This window comes from Lutimaribacter saemankumensis (genome assembly GCF_900100005.1).
In the GTDB taxonomy this organism is placed as follows: Bacteria; Pseudomonadota; Alphaproteobacteria; order Rhodobacterales; family Rhodobacteraceae; genus Lutimaribacter; species Lutimaribacter saemankumensis.
In genome coordinates, this window is the sequence record NZ_FNEB01000002.1 from 327,924 (window position 1) to 348,769 (window position 20,846).

General features: G+C 63.9%; 21 protein-coding genes. 3 read left to right on the forward strand and 18 right to left on the reverse strand.

Going from position 1 to position 20,846, the window contains the following annotated elements; all coding sequences use genetic code 11:
- Positions 1-20 precede the first annotated feature (20 nt).
- Together BLT50_RS06295 and hpaH are read left to right on the forward strand one after the other, a co-directional pair.
- Entirely contained in the window at positions 21-881 is an 861-nt protein-coding gene (locus BLT50_RS06295; protein WP_090027959.1) for a fumarylacetoacetate hydrolase family protein, read from the forward strand.
- Positions 878-1,678, forward strand: coding sequence for a 2-oxo-hept-4-ene-1,7-dioate hydratase (hpaH, locus tag BLT50_RS06300; protein ID WP_090027719.1), 801 nt, complete (start codon positions 878-880; stop codon positions 1,676-1,678). Before BLT50_RS06295 ends, hpaH begins: the two co-directional genes overlap by 4 nt.
- Here hpaH and BLT50_RS06305 read toward each other — a convergent pair whose 3' ends face one another.
- The 11 genes from BLT50_RS06305 to BLT50_RS06355 form a co-directional block, all read right to left on the reverse strand.
- A complete protein-coding gene (locus BLT50_RS06305) occupies positions 1,679-2,431 on the reverse strand; it encodes an SDR family NAD(P)-dependent oxidoreductase (protein WP_090027722.1) in 753 nt (250 codons plus the stop codon).
- 22 nt (positions 2,432-2,453) lie between these two features.
- The gene (locus BLT50_RS06310) at positions 2,454-3,317 is read right to left on the reverse strand and encodes an alpha/beta hydrolase (protein ID WP_090027724.1); all 864 of its coding nucleotides are present in this window, start codon (positions 3,315-3,317) and stop codon (positions 2,454-2,456) included.
- Entirely contained in the window at positions 3,314-4,117 is an 804-nt protein-coding gene (locus BLT50_RS06315; protein WP_090027726.1) for an aspartate dehydrogenase, read from the reverse strand. The genes BLT50_RS06310 and BLT50_RS06315 overlap by 4 nt, the downstream gene beginning before the upstream one ends.
- A complete protein-coding gene (locus BLT50_RS06320; RefSeq protein WP_090027728.1) occupies positions 4,104-4,805 on the reverse strand; it encodes an ABC transporter ATP-binding protein in 702 nt (233 codons plus the stop codon). The genes BLT50_RS06315 and BLT50_RS06320 overlap by 14 nt, the downstream gene beginning before the upstream one ends.
- Positions 4,805-5,554: an ABC transporter ATP-binding protein gene (locus BLT50_RS06325; protein WP_090027730.1), complete on the reverse strand. Its 750-nt coding sequence runs from the start codon at positions 5,552-5,554 to the stop codon at positions 4,805-4,807. Before BLT50_RS06325 ends, BLT50_RS06320 begins: the two co-directional genes overlap by 1 nt.
- Positions 5,551-6,522 carry a branched-chain amino acid ABC transporter permease gene (locus BLT50_RS06330; protein ID WP_090027732.1) on the reverse strand — a complete coding sequence of 324 codons (972 nt, stop codon included), beginning with the start codon at positions 6,520-6,522 and terminating at the stop codon, positions 5,551-5,553. Before BLT50_RS06330 ends, BLT50_RS06325 begins: the two co-directional genes overlap by 4 nt.
- A 4-nt stretch (positions 6,523-6,526) precedes the next feature.
- Positions 6,527-7,441, reverse strand: a complete 915-nt coding sequence (locus BLT50_RS06335) for a branched-chain amino acid ABC transporter permease (protein WP_090027735.1) — start codon at positions 7,439-7,441, stop codon at positions 6,527-6,529.
- A 68-nt stretch (positions 7,442-7,509) separates the two neighbouring features.
- On the reverse strand, positions 7,510-8,679 hold the full coding sequence (locus BLT50_RS06340) for an ABC transporter substrate-binding protein (RefSeq protein WP_090027960.1): 1,170 nt from the start codon (positions 8,677-8,679) through the stop codon (positions 7,510-7,512).
- Positions 8,680-8,792: 113 nt separating this feature from the next.
- A complete protein-coding gene (locus BLT50_RS06345) occupies positions 8,793-9,341 on the reverse strand; it encodes a 3-hydroxyanthranilate 3,4-dioxygenase (RefSeq protein WP_090027737.1) in 549 nt (182 codons plus the stop codon).
- Between the two features lie 53 nt (positions 9,342-9,394).
- Entirely contained in the window at positions 9,395-10,348 is a 954-nt protein-coding gene (locus tag BLT50_RS06350) for a dihydrodipicolinate synthase family protein (protein ID WP_090027961.1), read from the reverse strand.
- On the reverse strand, positions 10,345-12,543 hold the full coding sequence (locus tag BLT50_RS06355; RefSeq protein ID WP_090027741.1) for a xanthine dehydrogenase family protein molybdopterin-binding subunit: 2,199 nt from the start codon (positions 12,541-12,543) through the stop codon (positions 10,345-10,347). The genes BLT50_RS06350 and BLT50_RS06355 overlap by 4 nt, the downstream gene beginning before the upstream one ends.
- Before the next feature lie 82 nt (positions 12,544-12,625).
- Between BLT50_RS06355 and BLT50_RS06360 the strand changes: the two genes are divergently transcribed.
- On the forward strand, positions 12,626-13,516 hold the full coding sequence (locus BLT50_RS06360; protein ID WP_090027743.1) for a LysR family transcriptional regulator: 891 nt from the start codon (positions 12,626-12,628) through the stop codon (positions 13,514-13,516).
- On the opposite strand, the gene BLT50_RS06365 is transcribed toward BLT50_RS06360, so the two are convergent.
- Genes BLT50_RS06365 through BLT50_RS06395 form a run of 7 tightly spaced genes read right to left on the reverse strand, consistent with a single transcriptional unit; the run spans position 13,513 to position 20,835 of the window.
- Positions 13,513-14,235 (reverse strand): SDR family oxidoreductase, encoded by a 723-nt coding sequence (locus tag BLT50_RS06365; RefSeq protein ID WP_090027746.1) that lies wholly within the window; start codon positions 14,233-14,235, stop codon positions 13,513-13,515. The two genes, BLT50_RS06360 and BLT50_RS06365, sit on opposite strands and share 4 nt — an antisense overlap.
- Positions 14,232-15,011, reverse strand: a complete 780-nt coding sequence (locus BLT50_RS06370; RefSeq protein ID WP_090027749.1) for a cyclase family protein — start codon at positions 15,009-15,011, stop codon at positions 14,232-14,234. Before BLT50_RS06370 ends, BLT50_RS06365 begins: the two co-directional genes overlap by 4 nt.
- Positions 15,008-16,246 (reverse strand): SDR family NAD(P)-dependent oxidoreductase, encoded by a 1,239-nt coding sequence (locus BLT50_RS06375; RefSeq protein WP_090027752.1) that lies wholly within the window; start codon positions 16,244-16,246, stop codon positions 15,008-15,010. Before BLT50_RS06375 ends, BLT50_RS06370 begins: the two co-directional genes overlap by 4 nt.
- Positions 16,243-17,409, reverse strand: a complete 1,167-nt coding sequence (locus BLT50_RS06380; protein ID WP_090027755.1) for a thiolase family protein — start codon at positions 17,407-17,409, stop codon at positions 16,243-16,245. Before BLT50_RS06380 ends, BLT50_RS06375 begins: the two co-directional genes overlap by 4 nt.
- The gene (locus tag BLT50_RS06385) at positions 17,406-19,022 is read right to left on the reverse strand and encodes an AMP-binding protein (RefSeq protein WP_090027757.1); all 1,617 of its coding nucleotides are present in this window, start codon (positions 19,020-19,022) and stop codon (positions 17,406-17,408) included. The genes BLT50_RS06380 and BLT50_RS06385 overlap by 4 nt, the downstream gene beginning before the upstream one ends.
- Positions 19,019-19,498, reverse strand: coding sequence for an aromatic-ring-hydroxylating dioxygenase subunit beta (locus BLT50_RS06390; RefSeq protein ID WP_090027759.1), 480 nt, complete (start codon positions 19,496-19,498; stop codon positions 19,019-19,021). Before BLT50_RS06390 ends, BLT50_RS06385 begins: the two co-directional genes overlap by 4 nt.
- Positions 19,495-20,835: an aromatic ring-hydroxylating dioxygenase subunit alpha gene (locus tag BLT50_RS06395; RefSeq protein ID WP_090027761.1), complete on the reverse strand. Its 1,341-nt coding sequence runs from the start codon at positions 20,833-20,835 to the stop codon at positions 19,495-19,497. The genes BLT50_RS06390 and BLT50_RS06395 overlap by 4 nt, the downstream gene beginning before the upstream one ends.
- Positions 20,836-20,846: the final 11 nt, after the last annotated feature.

The window sequence follows — 20,846 nt, forward strand, 5'->3', positions numbered from 1 at the left end:
TGACCAAAGAGGTTTCGACCATGACCCGCATCGCCACCGTTCAAACCGATACCGGCCCGCTTTACGGTGCCGTGACCGACGCGGGCTTTGTGGCGCTGTCGCCCGATTTTCCGCAATGGCCCACGCTGCGCGAAGTGATCGAGGCAGACGCCCTGAACCAGGTGGCCGATGCCGCACAGGGCCGCGCGCCCACGCACATGGTCAGCGAATTCCGCTATCTTCCGCCGATCCCGGCGCCCGAAAAGATCATCTGCGTCGGCGTAAACTTTCCCGACCGGAATGCGGAATACAAGGATGGCAGCGACCAGCCGAAATACATGTCGCTGTTCCCACGCTTTCCGCGCAGTTTCACCGGCCATGACCGGCCGCTGATCCGCCCGCCTGAAAACCACACCCTCGACTACGAGGGCGAGGTCGCCATCGTGATCGGCAAGGGCGGGCGCCGGATCGCCGCCGGGGACGCGTATGACCATATCGCCGCGCTGACGCTGGCCAACGAAGGCACGATCCGCGATTGGGTCCGCCACGCGAAATTCAACGTCACGCAAGGCAAGAACTGGGACAATTCCGGCGCGCTGGGGCCGTGGCTCGTGCCGTTCACGGATGCCGCGCAACTGGACGACGCACGCATCGTGACACGGGTCAACGGCGAGGTCCGGCAGGACGACACGCTGAACCGCATGATGTTCCCCATCCGCGAGGAAATCGCCTATATCAGCACCTTCACCACGCTGGTTCCGGGCGACATCATCATCACCGGCACGCCCACCGGCGCCGGCGCGCGGTTCGACCCGCCGCGATACCTGAAACCGGGCGACGTGGTCGAAGTGACGGTCGACGGCATCGGCACCCTGCGCAACACGGTCGAGGACGAAGCATGACACCGCTGGAACATCAGGAAGCCGCCGAGACGCTGTGGCAGGCCGAACAGACGGGCGTTCAGTGCCCGCTTTTGTCGGTCAGCTATCCCGGCATGACGATGGATGACGCCTATGCCGTGCAGGCGGCGCTGATCGAACGGCGCCAACGTGCCGGGCACAAGGTGATCGGCTGGAAGATCGGGTTGACGTCAAAGGCGATGCAATACGCGCTGAACATCGACATACCCGACAGCGGCATGCTGATGGATGACATGGAATTCGCCGACGGCGGCACGGTACCCGCCGGCCGGTTCATCCAGCCCCGGATCGAGGCGGAAATCGCCTTTGTGATGAAAGCCCCGCTTGGCGGCGGCAGTATCACGCGCGACGATGTGATCGCGGCCACCGATTACGTCGCCCCGTCGATCGAGATACTCGACACGCGGGTGCAGCGCAGCGATCCGGCGACAGGCAAGTCCCGCGTCATCGTCGACACGATCAGCGACAATGCCGCCAATGCCGGGATCGTTCTGGGCGAGGCCCGCCATCCGGTCGATGCCCACGACCTGCGCTGGGTCGGCGCCATCGTCAGCCGCAACGGCGAGGTCGAGGAAACCGGCCTTGGCGCAGGCGTGCTGAACGATCCGGTGGAAAGCGTGGTCTGGCTGGCCCGCCGGATGGAGCAATACGGCCAGAAGATCGAGGCCGGCCAGGTGATCCTGTCGGGGTCTTTCATCCGCCCGGTCGAATGCCCGTCCGGCGCCCGGATCGACGCCGATTTCGGCGCCTTCGGGCAGGTACGGATCAACTTTGCCTGATCAGCCGCGCAGCGCCGGAAGGCCCACGCCGGTGCTTTCGAACCCGCCATCCACGGCCAGCGTCTGGCCGGTGATGTAACTGGCCTTGTCCGAACATAGGAACACGATCGCCTCGGCGATCTCGCGCTCGGTGCCGTAGCGATTCAACGGGATGGCATCGTGATAGGCGTCGATGATTTCCTTGGTGTGGACGGCCATCGCCAGCTTTGTGCGCACCGGGCCGGGGCAGATGCAGTTGGCCCGGATACCGTATTCGCCCAGCTCGGCAGCCTGCTGTTCGGTCAGGGCGATCACGCCCGCCTTTGACGTGCCGTAAGCCACCCGCAGGGTCGAGGCGCGCAGACCGCTGATCGACGCGATGTTGACGATCGCGCCTTTCGCCTGTTTCAGCGCGGGCGTCAGCGACTGGCTGACAAGGAACACGCCATCCAGGTTCGTGGCCATCACCGTGCGCCAACGTTCGAAATCCGTCTGTTCGATGGGGCCGAAATCGGCAACGCCGGCATTGTTCACCAGCGCATCGACATGGCCCAGCGCGTCGAGCGCCGCCGGAACCATGACCGCGACCTGTTCGGGGTCTGATACATCGCACAGGATGGGCGTGATATTTGTCAGGCCATTCGCGGCCTCGGCCAGGGCGGCTTCGTCGCGGTCGATCATGACGACGCGGCGGCCCTCTTCGAGAAAGAGTTTCGTGGTGGCAAGGCCGATGCCGCGCGCGGCCCCCGTGACGATGGCGGTTGATCTGGTCATTGGCGTCCCTTCCTTGTGCGGGTCAGGATTGTCCGATCATGTCCAAAAGGGCAAGCGACAGCGCGGTCCGGTCACTGCACAAATCCAGCACCACGTCGAAATGGTTTCGCCCTTCGATCACCATATGCGGCGTCGGACGACCCGAGGCCGCCCATGCGTCCGCATATGCCTGCGATTGTCTTTTGAAACCGTCCGCCTCGGTTTCGGCCAGCGCCACGACCATCGGGCAGCCGATTTCGGGTACATGGCGCAGCGGGCTGGTCGCGGCGACATCGTCCGACGACAGGTTCAGCCAGTCCTGCGGATGGCTGCGCGCAATCGGGGCGAGGTCGAACAGGCCGCTGACCGGCATGCAACCCGCGAGCGCCTGATCGGGAAGGCCGAAACCCTCCTGCCAGCCACGCGAGGCAAGACAGGCGGCAAGATGCCCGCCCGCCGAACTGCCAACGGCAAAAATCCGGTCGCGGTCGATACCCAGGGCATCCGCTTCGCGCCAGGCACAGGCCATCGCGGCGCGCATCTGGCGCACGATCTCGGGCAGCGACGCGTCGGGGGCCAGCGTATAGTCCGGCACCAGCGTCGCGATGCCATGCGCAGCCAGCATCGGCGCCATGAACCGCGAATGCCGCCGTGACAGTGCGCGCCAGTATCCGCCATGGATAAAGATCACCGCCGCCCTGCCCGTGCCGCCCGCACCGAGCAGGTCCATCCTCTCGCCGCATGGATCATAGACGATGCCTTCGCGCTCCATGAACAGGTCCGCGGCCTGGTCGGAATAGCGCAGGTAATCGGCGATGATGTCGTCGAACTCCGTTTCGCTGACGGTCGCACGGGCGTTATAGTCCGCGTCGATCTGCGCGCGGGTCAGGTCGGCGTCGAACGTCATATCACCAGCCTCTGCACCCGGTTTTCGATCAGGCGGACAAGGTTCAGTGCGGTCATGGCGCTGGATTTCGGGTTGTCGGGCAGCGGGTGGTTCTCGATCTCGACCGCCATCCGTCCGAAATCGCCTTCTGCCACGATCTTGTGGGTGTTGTGCTGCGCGCCCGGATCGGCCACCAGTGCGATGCGCGTCCGGTCGAGTCCCATCGCCGCGAGCGAGGAAATGACCGCCACGTTCGCGTTCTTGGGAAAGCGGTCGGCGGCGTCCCGTGCGCTGCCTTGGAAAAAGGTGAACGGTGCGGTCAGGCTATGCAGATCGCACAGGGCTTCGGCCTCGGTGCTGGCCCAGGCGGCGGCGGGTTTCGTGACGATATGCGTGACCTGCGTCATTGCCATACGGGCGGCGGCCGACAGCGCATCTATCCCGCCCAGCGCACCGGGCGGGATCAGGATGCGCGCGTCATGCGTGTCGGCCAGCGCCAGCATCCGCGCCAAGAGCGCGTCATCCACGAAGGCCGAGGTCGAGGAAACGGCAAAATCCGCGCCCATCTCCAATGCGGCGGTGCCCCATGGCTCGACGCTGGCGCGGCCTGCCGCCTCGACCACGAGGGTCGCCCCTGTCGCGGCCAGCGCGGCGGGGTCGTCGATCACGACGGCGCTGGCCGGAACAGAACGGGTGCGGGTCGCGTCCGACACGCCGACAGCGACGATTTCCACAGGCGTTCCGCGTTCCCGCAGCAGGCGGGCCACCTGCCCGCCAATCGCCCCCGCACCGACAAGCGCGATGCGCTCAGACGCCGACATAGGCATGCACCTGTTCGGAGTCGTGGTCGAGATCCGCACCGGAACCCGACCAGACGACATTACCCTTTTCCAGGATATAGTGACGGTCGGCCAGCCGCTTGAGCACGGCGATATTCTTGTCGATCAGTAGGATCGACTGTCCCTGCGCCTTGAGCTGTTCGATAACGTGCCAGATTTCGGCCCGGATCACGGGGGCCAGCCCCTCGGTCGCCTCGTCCAGGATCAGCAGTTTGGGATTGGTCATCAGCGCACGGCCCACCGCAAGCATCTGCTGTTCGCCGCCGGATAGCGTTCCGGCCATCTGGCCCGCGCGTTCCTTCATCCGTGGAAACAGCGCATAGACCTTGTCCAGCGTCCAGGGATCGGGGCGGTTCAGGCGATTGGCAGCGGTGGCCACCAGGTTTTCGCGGACGGTGAGCGTCGGGAAAACCTGCCGCCCTTCGGGCACCAGCCCCGCGCCCAGCCGCGCCACGCGTTCGGGCGCCGCGCCGTGAATGTCCTTGCCATCGAAAAAGATCCGGCCGCCACGCGGCCCGAGCAGGCCCATGATCGACCGCACGGTCGTGGTCTTGCCCATGCCGTTGCGGCCCATCAGCGTGACAAGCTCGCCGTCGTTCACCTGCAACGACACATCGAACAGCACCTGCGCATGGCCGTATCCCGCCTGCAATCCGTCAACCGTCAGCATCAGGCGTCCTCCGTTCCCAGGTAAGCCTCGCGCACGCGCGGGTCGTTGCGCACTTCGTCGGCGGTGCCGGTCATGATGATCTGACCATAGACCAGAACCGAAATTCGGTCCGCCAGGGCGAACACCGCCTCCATGTCATGTTCGACCAGCAGCATCGAGATTTCGCCACGCAGACCGTTCAGCGTGTCGATCATCTGTTGCGATTCCAGGTGTCCCAGCCCTGCCATCGGTTCATCCAACAGCAAAAGGCGCGGCTGCGTCGCCAGCGCCATCACCAGTTCCAGCTGTTTCTTTTCGCCATGGCTCAGGTCCGCGACACGGGCATCGCGCCGGTCGTCCAGCAGGCTTCCCGCCAGTAGGTGTCCGGCCTCTTCCCAGATCGAGCTGCGGCCCGAGACCCTGTCGAAGATGCGGAAATTGCCACCGTCGCGCGCCTGCACGGCAAGGCCCACGTTTTCGACAACGGTGAAATCTTCCAGCAGGCTGGTCACCTGAAAGGTCCGGCCAAGCCCAAGGTCCACACGTTCGGGGGCAGGCATGTGGCTGATGTCGCGCCCCGCCAGGTGGATCACGCCCGCATCCTGGCGCAGCTCTCCGCATAGCTGGTTGATCAGCGTGGACTTGCCCGCTCCGTTCGGCCCGATAAGCGCGTGGATTTCACCGGTATGCACGTCCAGTGTGACGTTGTCGGTGGCCACCAGCCCGCCGAACCGCTTCTGCAGGTTTTCGATGCGCAGGATCTCGGTCATTCGCGGCCTCCTTTCAGGCGCGCGATCACGCCCATGATGCCACCCTTGGTGAACAGCACCACGACCAGCAGGATCAGGCCAAGGGCAAGCTGCCAATGCTCGGTCCAGTCGGCGAGGTAGAATTCGAGAATGAGGAAAGCCGCCGCACCCAGGATCGGCCCGAAGAAGGTGCCAAGCCCGCCAAGGATCACCATGATGATCATCTCGCCCGACTTGGTCCAGTGCATCATGTCGGGGCTGGTGAAGCGCAGGAAATTCGCCATCAGCGCCCCGGCCAGACCCGCACCCGTGCCCGCCAGCACGAAGGCATAGAGCTTGTAGCGATAGGTGGCGACGCCCATCGCCTCCATCCGGCGTTCGTTCTGGCGGATACCTTTCAGCACCTGGCCAAAGGACGAATTCACCACGCGCCACATCCAGGCGAAATACAGCACGGCAACGACAAGGATCACGTAATAGACGGTGGTCTTGTCGCGCATGTTCAGGCCGGGCACCTCGTTCGCGCGGCGGATGATGATCCCGTCTTCGCCACCATAGGCCGTCAGCGACACGAACAGGAAAAAGATCATCTGCGCAAAGGCCAGCGTGATCATGATGAACTGCACGCCCCCGGTGCGCAGCGACAAGGCCCCGATCAAAAGCGCGGCAAGGCCGGATACGATCATTGCGATCGGCAGGGTCACAAGCAGCTGGTTGCTGCCGGGGAACAGGCCGAAGACCGGCACCTCGGACATCCAGTGGGAATAGAGGATGCCGACGACATAGGCACCGACCCCGAAATAGGCGGCGTGCCCGAAGGATACCATGCCGCCGTAGCCCAGGATCAGGTTCAGGCTGGCCGCCGCCATCGCATACATCAGGATGCGTGCCGACAGTGTCATCAGGGCATTCTTGCCGACAAGCTCGGCAATGAGCGGCATCAGAGCGAAGATCGCGATCAGCAGGACCGGAAGGATCAGTTTGCGCATATCCTCAGCCCCCTGCCGCAAAGAGGCCCTTGGGCCGGATAAGAAGAACGATTGCCATCAGCAGGAAAATCCCCATCGACGACACCGACGCGCCGATCGCATCCGCATCGGACGGCGCCATGAAGCCGCGCAGGATCGTGGGCAGAAACGCGCGCAGCATCGTATCGACCACGCCCAGCCCGATCCCCGCGACGAAGGCGCCCTTGATCGACCCGACACCGCCGATCACGACCACGACGAAGGTGGCCAGCAGGATGTCCTCACCCATGCCGACCTGAACGGCCAGTATCGGGCCGGTCATATAGCCCGCCAACCCGGCCAGCAGCGCGCCAAGCCCGAAGACGACGGTGTAAAGCAGCCGCACATCGACACCCAGCGCGCGCACCATGTCGCGGTTGGTCGATCCGGCGCGGACAAGCATGCCCACGCGGGTGCGGTTGATCAGGAAATACAGACCGACGGCCACCAGCAGGCCCACCGCGATGATAAGCAGCCGGTAAGGTGGGTAGAACAGGCCCGGTATGATCTCGATCGAGCCATAGAACACCTCGGGCAGCGGGGTGAAAATCGGCTGACGGCCGAAGATCAGTATGATCATCTGGTTGAAGATCAGGATCAGGGCGAAGGTCGCCAGAACCTGGTCCAGGTGGTCGCGGGCATAAAGCTTGCGGATTACAGTCGCCTCGACCAGGAAACCGACCAGCGCCGCCGCGATCAGCCCGGCGGGAATGCCCAGCCAGAAACTGCCCGTGGTCGTGGCCACCCATGTGCCGGCAAAGGCCCCGATCATGTAGAGCGAGCCATGGGCCAGGTTGATCACGCCCATGATCCCGAAGATCAGCGTCAGACCGGCGGCCAGCAGAAACAGCATGACACCGTATTGCAGCCCGTTCAGAAGCTGCTCGAGGATCAGGATCATGCCTGCCTCCCGCGTGTGGACTGGTGGAAAGGGTCAGGCCCCGGCCGCAAGGGCCGGGGCCAGCGTGCTTACATTTCGCACTGATCGGCGTAGGAGTCGCCGTAGTTTTCAAGCAGCACTTCCTTGGTCACGGCCACTGGCTTGCCGTCATCGCCTGCGACGATATCGAGCTGGTACCAGTTATGCACGGGGTGCTGGTTCTTGCCGAACTTGAACTCGCCGCGGACCGACGCGAAATCGGCCTTGCGGATGGCTTCGCGCAGGGCGTCGATATCGTCCACGCCACCTGTCTGACGCAGCGCCGAGGCGATCAGCAGGCCGGTGTCATAGCCTTGCGACGCGTAATAGGTGATCGGACGGTCGTATTTTTCGTCCCATGCGGCAACGAAGGCCTTGTTCGACTCGTTGTCGAAGTCACGGTTCCAATGCGCGGTGGCGGTGATGCCGACAGCGGCCTCGCCCACGGCGTTCAGAACGACGGCGTCGGTCGAGGGTTCGGACAGGACCATCGGGATCGTGCCCAGAAGGCCCGCTTGCTGGTACTGGCGCAGGAACGCGATGCCCATGCCGCCGGGGTGGAACTGGAACACGACTTCGGGGTTCGCGGCGCGGATCTGCGCCATTTCAGCCGAGTAATCGGTCTGGCCCAACTGGGTATAGACCTCGCCCAGGATTTCGCCGCCGAAGGTGCGCTTGAAGCCCGCGATCGCGTCCTTGCCCGCCTGATAGTTGGGCGCCAGAGCGAAGGCCTTGGTATAGCCCAGCTTCTTGGCTGCGGCACCCGCGGCTTCGTGCAGGGCGTCGTTCTGCCAGCTGACCACGAAATAGTTCTCGTGGCAGCCCTTGCCGGCCAGGTTCGACGGACCCGCGTTGGGGCTGATATAGATGGCGCCATTATCGACGATGTCGGGCACGGTCGCACCGGCCACGTTCGAGAAGATGATGCCGGTCAGCAGCTTGATGCCTTCGTCATTCATGTACTTCTCGGCGATCTGGCGACCGTTGCCGGGCTTGAGCCCGTCATCTTCGACCACCAGTTCCACGGGCACGCCGCCCAGCTTGCCGCCTTCCATGTCGATGGCCAGCTGCAGGCCGTCGCGCACGTCCTGCCCAAGATACCCTGCGGGCCCGGACAGCGTGGTGATCACGCCGATCTTCAACGCGTCCTCGGCCAGCGCCGGGGTGGCGGCGGCAAAGGCAGCAACAACGCTTGCCTTGATGACAGAGCTTAGTTTCATGTCTTTCTCCCTGTTTTTCGGGCCTTTTTGACCCTGATACATGCGGGGTTCGAATCCCCGAATTTATTTCAAGCCTAAAGTAACCGGTATAAACTTCAAGCCTAAAATATCTCTCACAGCTTGACCCAACCCTCCGGCGGTTCCTTTCCAGGATGCACCGTACCGCATTTGGGACAGGTGCGCGCCGCTTCGTCGGCATAAAACGCCTGATAGATCGGCGGCAGGTCATCGACGATCGATACAAGGTCCACCTCGGCGCGGTGCACGCGCGTTCCGCAGTCGAAGCAATACCATTCGATCGCATCCAGCGCGCCCTCGGGCCGCTTGGGTTCGATCACCAGCCCGACGGACCCTTCCTGCGGGCGTTGCGGCGAATGGCGGATATGTGGCGGCAGCAGGAAAACGTCGCCTTCGCGGATCGGCACATCGTAGAACTCACCGCTTTCCGTATCGTGGATTTTCAGCAGCATGTCGCCCTTGAGCTGGTAAAAGAACTCTTCCACCGGGTCGTCGTGATAATCGGTGCGCTTGTTGGGGCCACCGACGACGGTCACCATCAGGTCGCTGTCTTCAAAGACCATCTTGTTGCCGACGGGCGGCTTCAGAAGGTGCTGATGCTCGTCGATCCATTTCTTGAAATTGAACGCTGCCAGACGGGCCATATCGCGTCTCCCTTATCGTGTTGATTTCACTGTTTCATAACTCGCAGGCCCTGTCACACCTTGAGCCCGCAATTTTCGAAGGCCGCGCGAGTCGCGGCTTTTTCTTCTTCGGTCAGTTCCAGCATGGGCGCGCGCACATGCCCGCCGGCCTGGCCCAGCAACTCTTGCCAATATTTCTGATGCGCATGCGGTTTTTCCGCCGGGCGCGTAGATTTCAGCGCCTGTCGCACCGGTTGCAGGCTGTCCCAGACCTTGCGCGCGGCATCGGCCTGACCGGCCATCGCCAGATCGGTGTATTCCTTCATCCGGCGGTCCTGCGCGGTCTGGATCAGATAGGGCGGCGACGAACACAGGTAGAGCTGCCAACCCAGTTCGAGGATGTTGTCCAGCCACTCCTCTTCGCTGGCGGTCGATACCAGGATCTTGTCGCCGGCCAGCTCGGTCAGGCGTTTGTACATGTCGCGAGGCACCGAATACTTGATCGCGACCACGGTCTCGATCTCGGCCAGCCGCGCGCACAGCTCGGGCGACATCAGGTATCCGCTGTCAGGATGCGACCAGAGCGCAATGCCGATATCGACCTTTTCGGCGATGGTTTCATAGTAGCGGATCAGCGTTTCATCCTGTTCTTTCAGGAAATGCAGAACCGGGGCGTGCACGACGATGTAATCGGCGCCGCAGGCCTGCGCGTGGCGCGCGAGGTCGATCACGACATCCATGTTCTGATCGGAACAGGACATGATCGTCTGCGCCTTGTCGCCCGCACATTCCACCGCAAGATCGAAGCAGCGCTTGCGCTCCTCCAGCGACATCGAAAAGAACTCGCCCTGCTTGCCGGCGATAAAGAAGCCGTCGATCCCGAGATCGTCGATCCAGTGCGCCATGTTCGCGCGAAATCCGTCCTCGTCCATCGCGCCATCGGCGCGGAACGGCATCAGCGCGGCAGCCCAGATGCCGCGCATCGTTGCGCGGGAATGGGATTTGGCGTCCTTGCGGGAATACTTCATGTCGCCTCCTTCGGGCTGTTGATCGCGCGCCACAGGATTTCCGGCGTGGCGGGCAATGGCAGGTCTTGATCGGTGAAAGGCAGGATCGCGTCCTGCAAAGCATTCAGTACGGCGGGCGGCACCGCGATGCAGCCGGCCTCGCCCACACCCTTGGCGCCCAGCGGATTGGCCGCGCTTGGGGTGGGCAGCTTGTCCAGCAGAATGGCGCGCGGCATGTCCTTGGCACGGGGCACGGCGTAATCCATCAGACTTCCGGTCAGCAATTGACCGTCGGGGTCATAGGCCACGCGCTCGGACAGGACGCAGCCCAGCCCCTGTGCCAGACCGCCCAGAAGCTGGCCTTCGACAAGCATCTGGTTCACCACCCGGCCGGCATCGTCGATCCAGGTGATCTCCTCTACGGTGGTCCGCCCGGTGTCGGGGTCGATGGCGACCTGCGCAAGCGCGGCACCGCTGGCCCATGCTTCGTGTGGCGCGGTGAAGGTCTCGACCACCACTCGGGTCTCGGCGGGCAGCCGTTCCGCAACCTCGTCCCAGCGCAGATGCGCGCCATCCAGCCAGACGCCCGTGTGATCGCTTTCCAGATGGTCGACGCCAAGTGCGGTGGCAATCTGCCCGCGCAGCTTTTCCGCCGCACGCATCATCGCGCTGCCGCCTATCGCAGTGGACCGGCTTGCCAAAGCGCCGATCCCGTTGGGCAAATCGGCTGTATCGCCTTCGCCGATCGTGACACGGTCGGGCCGCACACCCAACGCATCGGCGACGATCTGCGCCCAGGCGGTCTGCCGCCCCTGCCCCTGGGCCGAGCTTCCGGTTTGCGCGGCGAACGCGCCATCCGGCCGCAGCGTGACTTGCGCGGTTTCCCAACCCTGGCCGCATGGTTCGATGTAGAGGGCGATGCCGATGCCCACGACCTCGCCCGCCGCGCGGCGCTCTGCCTGAACCGCGCGCTTTCGGGCGTAATCCGCGCGGTTTTCCAGCGCGTCCAGCAAGGCCGCGTAGTCGCCGGTGTCGATCCATTCTCTGGTCACGGCCGTTCCGGGCGTACGGCCATCGCGCAAGTTGCGGCGCCGGATGTCCAGCGGGTCCAGCCCTGCGGCATTCGCTGCCTTGTCCACCAGCCGTTCGATCAGCATCGCCGCTTCGGGGCGGCCTGCCCCGCGATAGATGTTCATCGGTGCGGTCGCGCTGAAACAGACGTCCAGATCGGCCGTAACCGCGGGGACATCGTAGGGCCCGGGCAGGATGCGCCCGGCATTTCGGGCGGGCGCATAGGCGCTGTAGGGGGTCCAACTGCCCAGATCGAAACGGAACTGCCCGGCAAGGCGTGTGAACCGCCCCGTTTCATCGCATCCCAGAACCCCGGACGAGGCCGCACCCCGGCCCTGTGTCGCGGCCATGAACTCGTCCGAGCGGGTCGCGGTCCACTTGACAGGCCGGCCCAGCGCGCGGGCGGCAAAGGCTGTCATCACGTCCTCGGGAAAGATCGAGGCCTTGCCCCCGAACGCGCCGCCGACATCGGGTGCGATCACCTGTATCAGGTCTGCATCGATGCCCAGGATGCGCGCCAGGTCGTCCCGCCCGCGAAACGGCGTCTGCGTCGACATCCACACGCGCAAGCCGTGGCCAACAGGTTCGGCAAGGCAGGCGCGCGGTTCGAGGGCGAATGGCGCGACGCGCGCGTGATCGACATGTGCGGCGACCTCGAACGCGGTTTCGGTTTGCTGTTCTCCGCCTTCCCAGCGCGCGATGGTTTGCGGGGAGTGGGCGGTTTCGGCCTCTTCGATATCAAGCCATATCGCTTCGGCGGCATCGCGCGCGGCCTCGCGTGTTTCTGCAACGATCGCGGCGACGGGCTGCCCGACCGATGACACGGCCCCGCGCGCCAGAATGTCGAACGGCCGCACCGGGGCGTCCGGGATAAGGCGGTTCACGGCAGACGGGCCGGTTTCACCCAGATCGTCGGCCGTATAGACCGCAAGAACGCCCGGCATATCGCGCGCATCGGCCACGTCCAGCGACGAGATCGTCCCCGCGGGGACCGTGCTGCGCAGAAATTCGATGAAAACGCAGCCCGTCGGCATGATGTCATCGACGAACCTGCCCCGGCCCTGCAAAAGCGCGGGATCTTCGCGCCGGGGCATGGCCCGCCCGATCCAGCTGCGCGTTTCGTTTCTGGTGTCGTTCCCATCCATTGCCCCATTAGGCCAAAAGACATCTCATAGGGCAATTGCGACACTATATATATATTCATAAGAATAATGATATGATTGCACCATGAAAATCACCCTACGCCAGATCGAGGCCTTTCAGGCCGTTACCGAGCTTTCCAGCTTTTCCCGCGCGGCCGAACGCCTTGGCACCTCGCAGCCGGCCTTGTCGCAAGTCATCCGCGACCTCGAAACCGCCCTGGGCGCGCGGCTGTTCGACCGGACGACGCGGCGCGTGGACCTGACCGAGGCGGGCTCGGCCTTTGCCGCGCAGGCGCTGGCGGGGCTGGAGGAAATCGGGCGTGCCGTCGAACAGGTGCAAGACCTTAGCCTGCTTCGGCGCGGAACGGTCCGGGTGGCCGCCCCGCCCCTGCTGGCCGCGACGGCCTTGCCGCAGGCTTTGAGAAAGATCGCGGCGGCCCACCCAGGGATCGAGGTCAAGATCACCGACCTTGGCACCGACGCGATCACCGAACATGTGCGCAACGGGCAGGCCGACCTTGGTCTTGGGACGTTTCCACCGGGTGCGGACGGGTTCGATAGCATGCCGGTCTTGCGCGACGAATTGATGGTGTTCGTGCCACGCGACGCGGAACATGGCCCGTTGACGTGGTCCGGGCTGTCAAAGCTGGACCTGATCACCCTGACCCGCGAAAGCGGCATACGGCTGCTGACCGAAGTCGGCTTTGAAACTGCGCAAGTCCCGCTGCGCCCACGGCATGAGGTACACCAGATCGGAACCGCGTTGGCACTGGTGGCCGGCAGTCTGGGCTGTGCCGTTCTGCCCGCCTATGCCCGCGCTGCGGTGGGCGAACGCCCTATCCGCGCGGTGCCTCTGACCGACCCGGTGATCGCCCGAGAGATCACGCTGATCACCGCGCGCGACCGCGCGGCATCGGCCGCCACGGTCGCCGTTCGCGGCACGATCCGGCAAGTGTTGCGGGCGATGGGGGATTAAAGGGCAATCGTTCCCACGCTTGCACCGCCGCAGACATAAAGCACCTGCCCGGTAACGAACCCGTTTTCCGGCGCGCAGAAGAACAGGAACGCATTCGAGACATCCTCGGTCGTGCCGAGCCGTCCGACGGGAATACGCTTGGCCAGTTCGGATTCGCGGTCCGAGCCCTTGGGGATGATGCCCCAGAAATTGTCCGTCTGGATCGGCCCCGGCGCCACCACGTTCACGGTGATGCCGTGGGGCGCAAGTTCCAACGCCCAGGTGCGCGCCATGCCGACCATACCAGCCTTGGTCGCGGAATAGGCGGTGCGCGTCGGCACACCCAGCGCGGCGCGCGATCCGTTGAACATCACCCGGCCGAAGTGACGTGCCTTCATCCCCGGCAGAACCGCCTTGAGAAGGGTCAGCGCCGAACCGAGGTGAAGCTGCGCAAGGCCGGTTATGTCGCTCGGCTCGGCCTCTTCCACGAGGTTGGGCCAGATCAGCCCGGCATTGTGCACCAGATGAGTGACGCCCCGGTCGGCCAGCCCCGCGGCCACGTCATTGACGGCGTCCGCATCCAGAAGGTCGACGGCCATGGTTTCGAACCGGTCATGGGTGAAATCGGGCGCGTTGCGCGACAGGTTGATCACGCTGTAGCCCCGGTCGAGCAGCCGTTTGGCCAAATCCAGCCCGATGCCCTTGGACGCCCCTGTGATGACGGCGGTGTAGTCGGTCATTTCGATCCTCCGGGTATCAGGGCCAGAACGCGCAGCGGGCTGCCGGTGCCGCCCCTGATCTTGAGCGGGGGTGCGATCAGCACGGCGCCCCTGGGCGGCAGGCGATCGAGGTTGCACAGGCATTGCAGCCCGTATTTGCCCGCACCGTGCAGCAGGAAATGCGCCGGATATGGCGGGTCGTAATGCGCGCCCTGCCCGGCGTCGGTGCCCACGCATTCGGTGCCGAACCCGCGAATGTCGCGGTCCAGCAGCAGGCGGATCGCATCGGGCGTGGGACCAGGAGAGTGCGGCCCGTCTTCGGCCATGTTCAGGTAGTCGGCCCCGGCCCTGAGCGACCAGTCGGTGCGCATCAGAACCCACGCGCCCGCCGGGATCGGGCCATGCGCGGCCTCCCATTCAAGGATGATTTCGGGCGTCAGTTCGAAATCGTCGTCCTGCGCGGCACCGGCCGAACAGTCGATCACGCAGACCGGGCCGATCAGGTGTTCGGCAGGGATTTCGTCGACCGCGCCATTCGGCCAGTCGCGCCCCGACACCCAGTGGATCGGCGCGTCGAAATGGGTGCCGGTATGTTCGTTCAGGGTCAGGTTGTGCCATTTCCAGGCCGGCCCGCGGTGGTCATAGGCGCTGACCTCTTCCATTCGGAAACGGGCGCATTGGCCGAATTCGGGCGGCAGGACGATAACGGGAAAATCGGGATCGAGCCGATGGGTCAGGTCCACCACCCGCACGTCACCTCCGGCCAGTGCGCCGGTTAGCTGGTCAAGCACGCTCATGCCCCGCCCCCCGTTATTTCGCGTTCCAACAGCCCCGGATCGCTGCGCCAGCGTTCGGCCAGGTCGCGGGCCACATCGCCGCAATAGATGTCTTCGAGCCCCTTTTGCAGCCCGTCGACGATGGACCGCGCCAATGTCTTTGGCGCGACCTTTGGCGGCGGCAGCGACTGGTGCCATTCATCCTCGGTCGGGCCGGTATAAACGCAGGCCACGCGCAATCCCGAGGGCGCAAATTCGGCGCGCAGGGTTTGCGCGATGGACCGCGCCGCCGCCTGGCTGGCGTTGAAAGCGCCAAAGGCCGGATCGGGCGACAGCGCATGGGCCGACAGGACCGTCACGAAAGCCGCAGCCGAGTTCACCCCATCGGCCGTGCGCGCCGCCATGCCCGGACCGAATGCCTGCGCCAGCCGCATCAGGCCGAGGGCGTTCACCTCCATCTCGTCGCGGGCGGCGGTGGTGTCCTGGCCCAGCACGCCACCGGGCCGGATGTGGCGCGCGGTGTTGATGAGGATGTCGACCTTGCCACCGATTTCCGACGCAGCATCCTTGAGGCTTTGCGGATCGGTCACGTCGAGCGGCAGAAGGCTGACATTCTCCAACCCTTCGAGCGCCGACACACCGTGCGGGCGGCGCCACATCTCGGGTACGCCGGCAAAGACATGCGCGGCACCGGCCGCAAAGAGCGCGTCGATCAACGGGCGCGCGACGGGATGCGTGGCATCGGAAATCAGGATGCGGCGATGTTTGGGATGCGTGCCCATCGCGCGCAGAACGGGGTCGTCTTCCATGTCGTCGCTCCTTTCTTTCGGGCGGGCGATCATCACGCCCTGCCCCGCGCGGTCGAGACGCAATTCGACCTGCACGTCCTCGCCGCGCCGGACATCGACCAGATGCGCCAGCACGACCGGGCCGGCCGTCAGCCGGACGCTGCCCATGCGCCAGGGCAGGCGTTCGCGGAAATACGGGTCGGGCGAGGCCTGGACGCGGGTTTCGGCCAGCACCTTTCCATACGGCTGCGTATCCTTCCAGCACAGGTCATGGGACAGGCAGGCGTGACAAGCGTCACGCGGGGGATATTGCACCGCGCCGCATTCGGCGCAGTGCTGTAGGGCGAACCGCCCTTGCGCGGCGGCGACCGACAGGCCAAGGCCCGCGCGCGAGCGCGTGGCCGGCGGCAAGGTCGGCACGATCGTTCGCTTTTGCGGGTCTTTCTTCTTTGGTCCTGTCAGGGTCATGACGCGCCCTCGAGTATCGCGACGCCGGAACAGACACCACGGTCGTAGTTCACCATGCCGAACCCCGACACCATGGCAAGGCGCGCGTCTTTCACCTGCGTCGGGCCAGCCTGGGCGGTGACCTGTCGGATCGCCTCGACCATGCCGAGATATCCGCCAGCGGCGCCGGCCTGACCCACCGACAGTTGCCCGCCGCTGGTGTTGTGGGGGAAATCGCCTTCGATCGTCAGGTCGTGCGCGCGGACGAACTCTGCCCCGGCGCCCTTTTCGCAGAAACCCAGATCTTCGATCTGCATCATCGAGATTACCGGATAGTCATCGTAGGTCTGCAAAAGGTCGATATCCTGCGGCGCGCATCCCGCCTGTGCATACAGCGTGTCGATATCCATCGCCCAACCGCCGCGCAGTTGCACCGGATCATCGGCAAAGGCGTTGTGGCGTTCGATGGTGCCACGGATGCGGGCGAAAGGCAGGTTGCGGCGGATGGCCTCGTCCTCGCGCATGACAAGGAAGGCCTCGGCCCCGGCACAGGGCATCACGCAGTCGAACAGTGCGACCGGGTCCGAGATCATGCGGGCGCCCAGGTAATCTTCGAGACTGAGGGGCTTTTTCATCAAAGCATGCGGGTTGCGCAGGGCATTGGCACGCTGGGCCACCGCGATGCGCCCGAAATCCGCGCGCGTGGCGCCGTATTCGGCCATGTAGGCATCCATGATCAGGGAGAATGTCGCGTTCGGGCCGCCAAACCCGTAGGGGTAGGAGGCATCCAGCGAAAACCGCGAAAACGCGGACAAAAGCTGGCGGAAACTGTCGATCCGGTTCGCATCGCCCGCGACACAAGCCACGATATCGGCATCGCCCGCCTGCACAGCGCGCGCCGCGCGCCGTGCGGCGACAACGCCGCTGGCCCCGCCCATCGGGATCGTGTCGAGATAGCGCAGGCTGAGCCCGAGATGCTGGGTCAGGCCCACTGGTGTATCGGGAAAAAGCGTAAAGGAACTGATCGACAGCCCGTCGATCTGCGCCGGCTTCAACCCCGCCGCATCCAAAGCGCCGCGCAGCCCGCGCGCGATCCACCAATGGGCGGTTTCGTTGGAATAGCGCACATAGGGCACCGTCACCGGGCAGGTCAGGACAACGCCGTCATAGGGCGCGCGCGTCATGCCGCGCTCCGTTTCTTCAGGTGGCGCAGGTCATGTGTGCCGGGGGCCTCCAGCAGATCGGCGGCCATTGTCTTGAGTTCGCCTCGCTGGATCTTCTGCGTTGCCGTCAGCGGCAGGACATCGACAAATGCGATGTATCCGGGCGCCTTGTAGTAGGCGAGCTGCGTCAGGCACCAGCGGGTTATGTCCTCGGCCATTTGCGGGGACGGGTCATCGACGACAAGACAGGCGAACACCTCGTCGCCGCGGACAGCGTCGGGAACGGCCGCAACGGCGGCGGACCGGATCGCGGGGTGGCGCATCAGAATGGATTCGACCTCGACCGCGGCGATATTTTCGCCCGAGCGGCGGATCACGTTCTTCTTTCGGTCGACAAAGAACATCGACCCGTCCGGTTCCTGCCGGACGATGTCGCCGGTGTGGAACCAGCCGCCTTCCCAGGCCTCGCCGGTGGCGGCGGGGTTCTTGTAATACTCGGCGAAAAAGCCCCGGCGCGGATCGTCGCCCGCGTGACGCACCAGCAATTCGCCCGGCGCACCGCCGGTGTCGTTGCCATGATCGTCGACAATACGGATTTCCAGATCAGCGCCCGGCTTGCCCAGGCAGCTTTCACCGACACGGCGCGGCAGGTGATTGGCGCAGATGACCGCACCAGCCCCGGTTTCGGTCATTGCCCATGCCTCGATCAGGGGAAAGCCAAAGCGGTTTTCAAAGGCTTCGTGCAGTTTCGGATCAACCCCGGCCCCAAAACCAAACCTTACCGTATGGTTTTTGTCATTCTCGGTTTCCGCCATGCCCATCAGCATGGATGGCATTACACCCAGGTAATGCAGGCAGGTCGCCCTGCTGTCGCGCACCGATTGCCACCAGGTGCGCGGATGGAACCGGTCAAGCACCGTCAGACACCCGCCAACCGCGATCATCGCCATCAGCGAATAGGCCATCGCGTTCATGTGAAAGATGGGAAGCGGCGTAATCATCCGCTCACCGTCCGTCGACAACGCGCACAACCCGCCTGCCCCGGCATACCAGCGCCCGGCCATCAGGAAGTATTCGTTCGGAAGAACGCAGCCTTTCGGTTGCCCGGTCGTTCCCGACGTGTAAAGCATTGCTGCTTCTGCTTTTTCCTGCTCACCTTTGGCGATGTTGGCATCGGCGCGCGGTGCCGGCACAGGATCGCCAGGGGCTATGACCGGCATGGTAACTGCCGCCTCTTTCGCGGCCTGCGCCAGGTCATCGACCCGCGACCCTACAGAAACCGCTAGCGCAGGTTCCGCGTGCCCCACCATATAGGACAACTCGGCCGCGCGCAGATCGGGGTTAACCGGAACGATCGAAGCGCCGATCTTGTTCAATGCGAGGAACCAGAGAAAGAATGCGGGCCGGTTTTCCAGCAGAACCATGACGCGGTGCCCTGCGCCATAGCCGGCATCCGCCAGATTTCCCGCGATCTCATCGACCAGCCCAGACACCATACTATAGCGTATGTTTCCGGCTTCGATTCCATATACGCCTGCCGTTTCGGGCAGAACGCACAGCATATCGCGATCCGGCCAGTGCGCCGCACTGGCGGCAAAGGCCGCGTAGATACTTGGGCAATCTGCTGCGATCATGGCAGTAGCTGGATATTGCCAAAGGCTGCATCGGAATTCAGCAGATCGACCCGCTTGTTCGCGATGCGCAACTTGCCATCGACCAACTTCAGTTCATGGGTGGCGGTCAGCGCCAGTAGGAACTGATCATCCAGCCGCGTTTCCACGTAATGCATGTTGGTGTTGGTGACAAAGCGCCCGGCGGCCTCGTCCATATCATCGACGAAGGGGCGCTGGATCACATGGTGGCAGCGGCTTTTGGGTTTCTGGCTGAAGGTGCGCGCGCCGTTGAGCCGTTCGACCCGCAGCTTGAGCATGAAGAGATCCTCGTAAAGCAACGAGGTCACGTGAAGCGGATCTTCCTGCTTCCAGTCGAGCGGCATCCAGTAGTGACCATCGGGCAGCCAGAGTTCCAGCCACTCGTCATAGCGGCCTTCGTCCAGCATGCGGACTTCGTCATAGATGAAATCGATCAGGTCGTCGCGCGTGATGGTCATTCCGCGGCCTCCTTGGTGGTCATGTCGGCAGTCATGAACTTGACCCAGGCATGAAACTGGTTGCGCATCTGGCGTTCGGTGGTGCCGTTTTCCACGCGCTCTTCGTCGAAGTTTTCGTCTTCTTCATAGAGCCGCTGGACGTTGACCCATTCCATCCCGTCGGCATGCAGCCCCTCTTGTGCGCGTTCGTACATTTCAAGGTCGTCATGCCCGACGATTGATGTCGGCGCGTTGATCATGCGGTTGTACATCGCGGTACGGGCCAGCAATTCGTCGGGCGCGTCGACAAGGCGGTAGATATAGCTTTCGACCAGGGTCTTGTCGGCAGCGAGCGGAATGAAGACACGCAGCTGCTGGATCGGGCCCTTGATCATGATGTTGGGGAAATAGACGGTGTTGTGCCGGTTTTCGGACAAGATCGCCTTTGCCTTTTCCTCGCCATAGGTTTCGGTCAGCGCCTCGAAATACCCCGGTATCGCCGAGTAGTTCGAATGGATCGAATGATGCACGCCGGTATGGCCGTGCCCGTTGGGCCAGGTCCGTATCCCCATGTTTTCAAAGAATTCATAGGGCGACATGAATGGCGCGATGATTTCCATCGCGGGCGGCTTGGGATCATCTTCGGTATAGCCCAGGTCTTTCCAGATCTGCACCGCTGTGCCCGCGCTGCTTTCATGCGCGACCATCGGGTGGCAGGTGTCGGTCTGGTTTTCGACCAGCATCTTCCAGTTGCACTGATGCATGTAGCGCAGGGGCGGGCCTGCAACCTCGAGCCGGCCGGCGGGCGAGCGGTCAACCATGTTGTCGAGCGATGACAGGCTGTCGCCAAAGAATTCGTCAAAGGAAATGCCCTCTTCTGCGAGGCGGGCAAAAACGAAGCCGCGGTAATTGTGTACCGCGCCGACGGCCTTCATTCCCTTTCCGGTTTGCTGATCTTCCAGCCCGGTGCCTTCGTAGCCTTTCTTCAGCGGGATCGCCAAAAGGCAGCCGTCGGTTTTGAACGACCAGGCGTGATAGGGACAGCGAAAGAACTTGCCGGTGTTCCCGGTGCGGTCAATCGCGATCTTGGTGCCCTTGTGCGGGCAGCGGTTGTAGAGAACCTTGATCTCGTTGTCGGTGTGGCGAACCATGATGACCGGCTGGTCGCCGATCTGGGTGGTGAAATAATCGCCCTTGTTGGGCGTCTGGCTGTCATGGCCGACGAAGACCCACGCATTGGCGAACAGGTGCTTCATTTCGAGCCGATAGATTTCAGGGTCGATATAGACATCGCGGTGCACTTCGCGCCCGCGCACCAGCGCGGCGACCGCCTGCGGATTATCGGTGTAACGTCCCATTTCGTTCTCCC

Bases quoted from the DNA above. Each gene is read 5' to 3' on its own strand.
- BLT50_RS06295 (WP_090027959.1), top strand. From the start codon at position 21: ATGACCCGCATCGCCACCGTTCAAACCGATACCGGCCCGCTTTACGGT.
- BLT50_RS06375 (WP_090027752.1), bottom strand. From the start codon at position 16,246: ATGACCCTGACAGGACCAAAGAAGAAAGACCCGCAAAAGCGAACGATC.
- BLT50_RS06385 (WP_090027757.1), bottom strand. From the start codon at position 19,022: ATGATCGCAGCAGATTGCCCAAGTATCTACGCGGCCTTTGCCGCCAGT.
- BLT50_RS06340 (WP_090027960.1), bottom strand. From the start codon at position 8,679: ATGAAACTAAGCTCTGTCATCAAGGCAAGCGTTGTTGCTGCCTTTGCC.
- BLT50_RS06365 (WP_090027746.1), bottom strand. From the start codon at position 14,235: ATGACCGACTACACCGCCGTCATCACAGGGGCGTCCAAGGGCATCGGG.
- BLT50_RS06345 (WP_090027737.1), bottom strand. From the start codon at position 9,341: ATGGCCCGTCTGGCAGCGTTCAATTTCAAGAAATGGATCGACGAGCAT.
- BLT50_RS06330 (WP_090027732.1), bottom strand. From the start codon at position 6,522: ATGCGCAAACTGATCCTTCCGGTCCTGCTGATCGCGATCTTCGCTCTG.
- BLT50_RS06370 (WP_090027749.1), bottom strand. From the start codon at position 15,011: ATGAGCGTGCTTGACCAGCTAACCGGCGCACTGGCCGGAGGTGACGTG.
- BLT50_RS06310 (WP_090027724.1), bottom strand. From the start codon at position 3,317: ATGACGTTCGACGCCGACCTGACCCGCGCGCAGATCGACGCGGACTAT.
- BLT50_RS06355 (WP_090027741.1), bottom strand. From the start codon at position 12,543: ATGGATGGGAACGACACCAGAAACGAAACGCGCAGCTGGATCGGGCGG.
- BLT50_RS06320 (WP_090027728.1), bottom strand. From the start codon at position 4,805: ATGCTGACGGTTGACGGATTGCAGGCGGGATACGGCCATGCGCAGGTG.
- BLT50_RS06335 (WP_090027735.1), bottom strand. From the start codon at position 7,441: ATGATCCTGATCCTCGAGCAGCTTCTGAACGGGCTGCAATACGGTGTC.
- BLT50_RS06315 (WP_090027726.1), bottom strand. From the start codon at position 4,117: ATGTCGGCGTCTGAGCGCATCGCGCTTGTCGGTGCGGGGGCGATTGGC.
- hpaH (WP_090027719.1), top strand. From the start codon at position 878: ATGACACCGCTGGAACATCAGGAAGCCGCCGAGACGCTGTGGCAGGCC.
- BLT50_RS06380 (WP_090027755.1), bottom strand. From the start codon at position 17,409: ATGACGCGCGCGCCCTATGACGGCGTTGTCCTGACCTGCCCGGTGACG.
- BLT50_RS06360 (WP_090027743.1), top strand. From the start codon at position 12,626: ATGAAAATCACCCTACGCCAGATCGAGGCCTTTCAGGCCGTTACCGAG.
- BLT50_RS06325 (WP_090027730.1), bottom strand. From the start codon at position 5,554: ATGACCGAGATCCTGCGCATCGAAAACCTGCAGAAGCGGTTCGGCGGG.
- BLT50_RS06350 (WP_090027961.1), bottom strand. From the start codon at position 10,348: ATGAAGTATTCCCGCAAGGACGCCAAATCCCATTCCCGCGCAACGATG.
- BLT50_RS06305 (WP_090027722.1), bottom strand. From the start codon at position 2,431: ATGACCAGATCAACCGCCATCGTCACGGGGGCCGCGCGCGGCATCGGC.
- BLT50_RS06390 (WP_090027759.1), bottom strand. From the start codon at position 19,498: ATGACCATCACGCGCGACGACCTGATCGATTTCATCTATGACGAAGTC.
- BLT50_RS06395 (WP_090027761.1), bottom strand. From the start codon at position 20,835: ATGGGACGTTACACCGATAATCCGCAGGCGGTCGCCGCGCTGGTGCGC.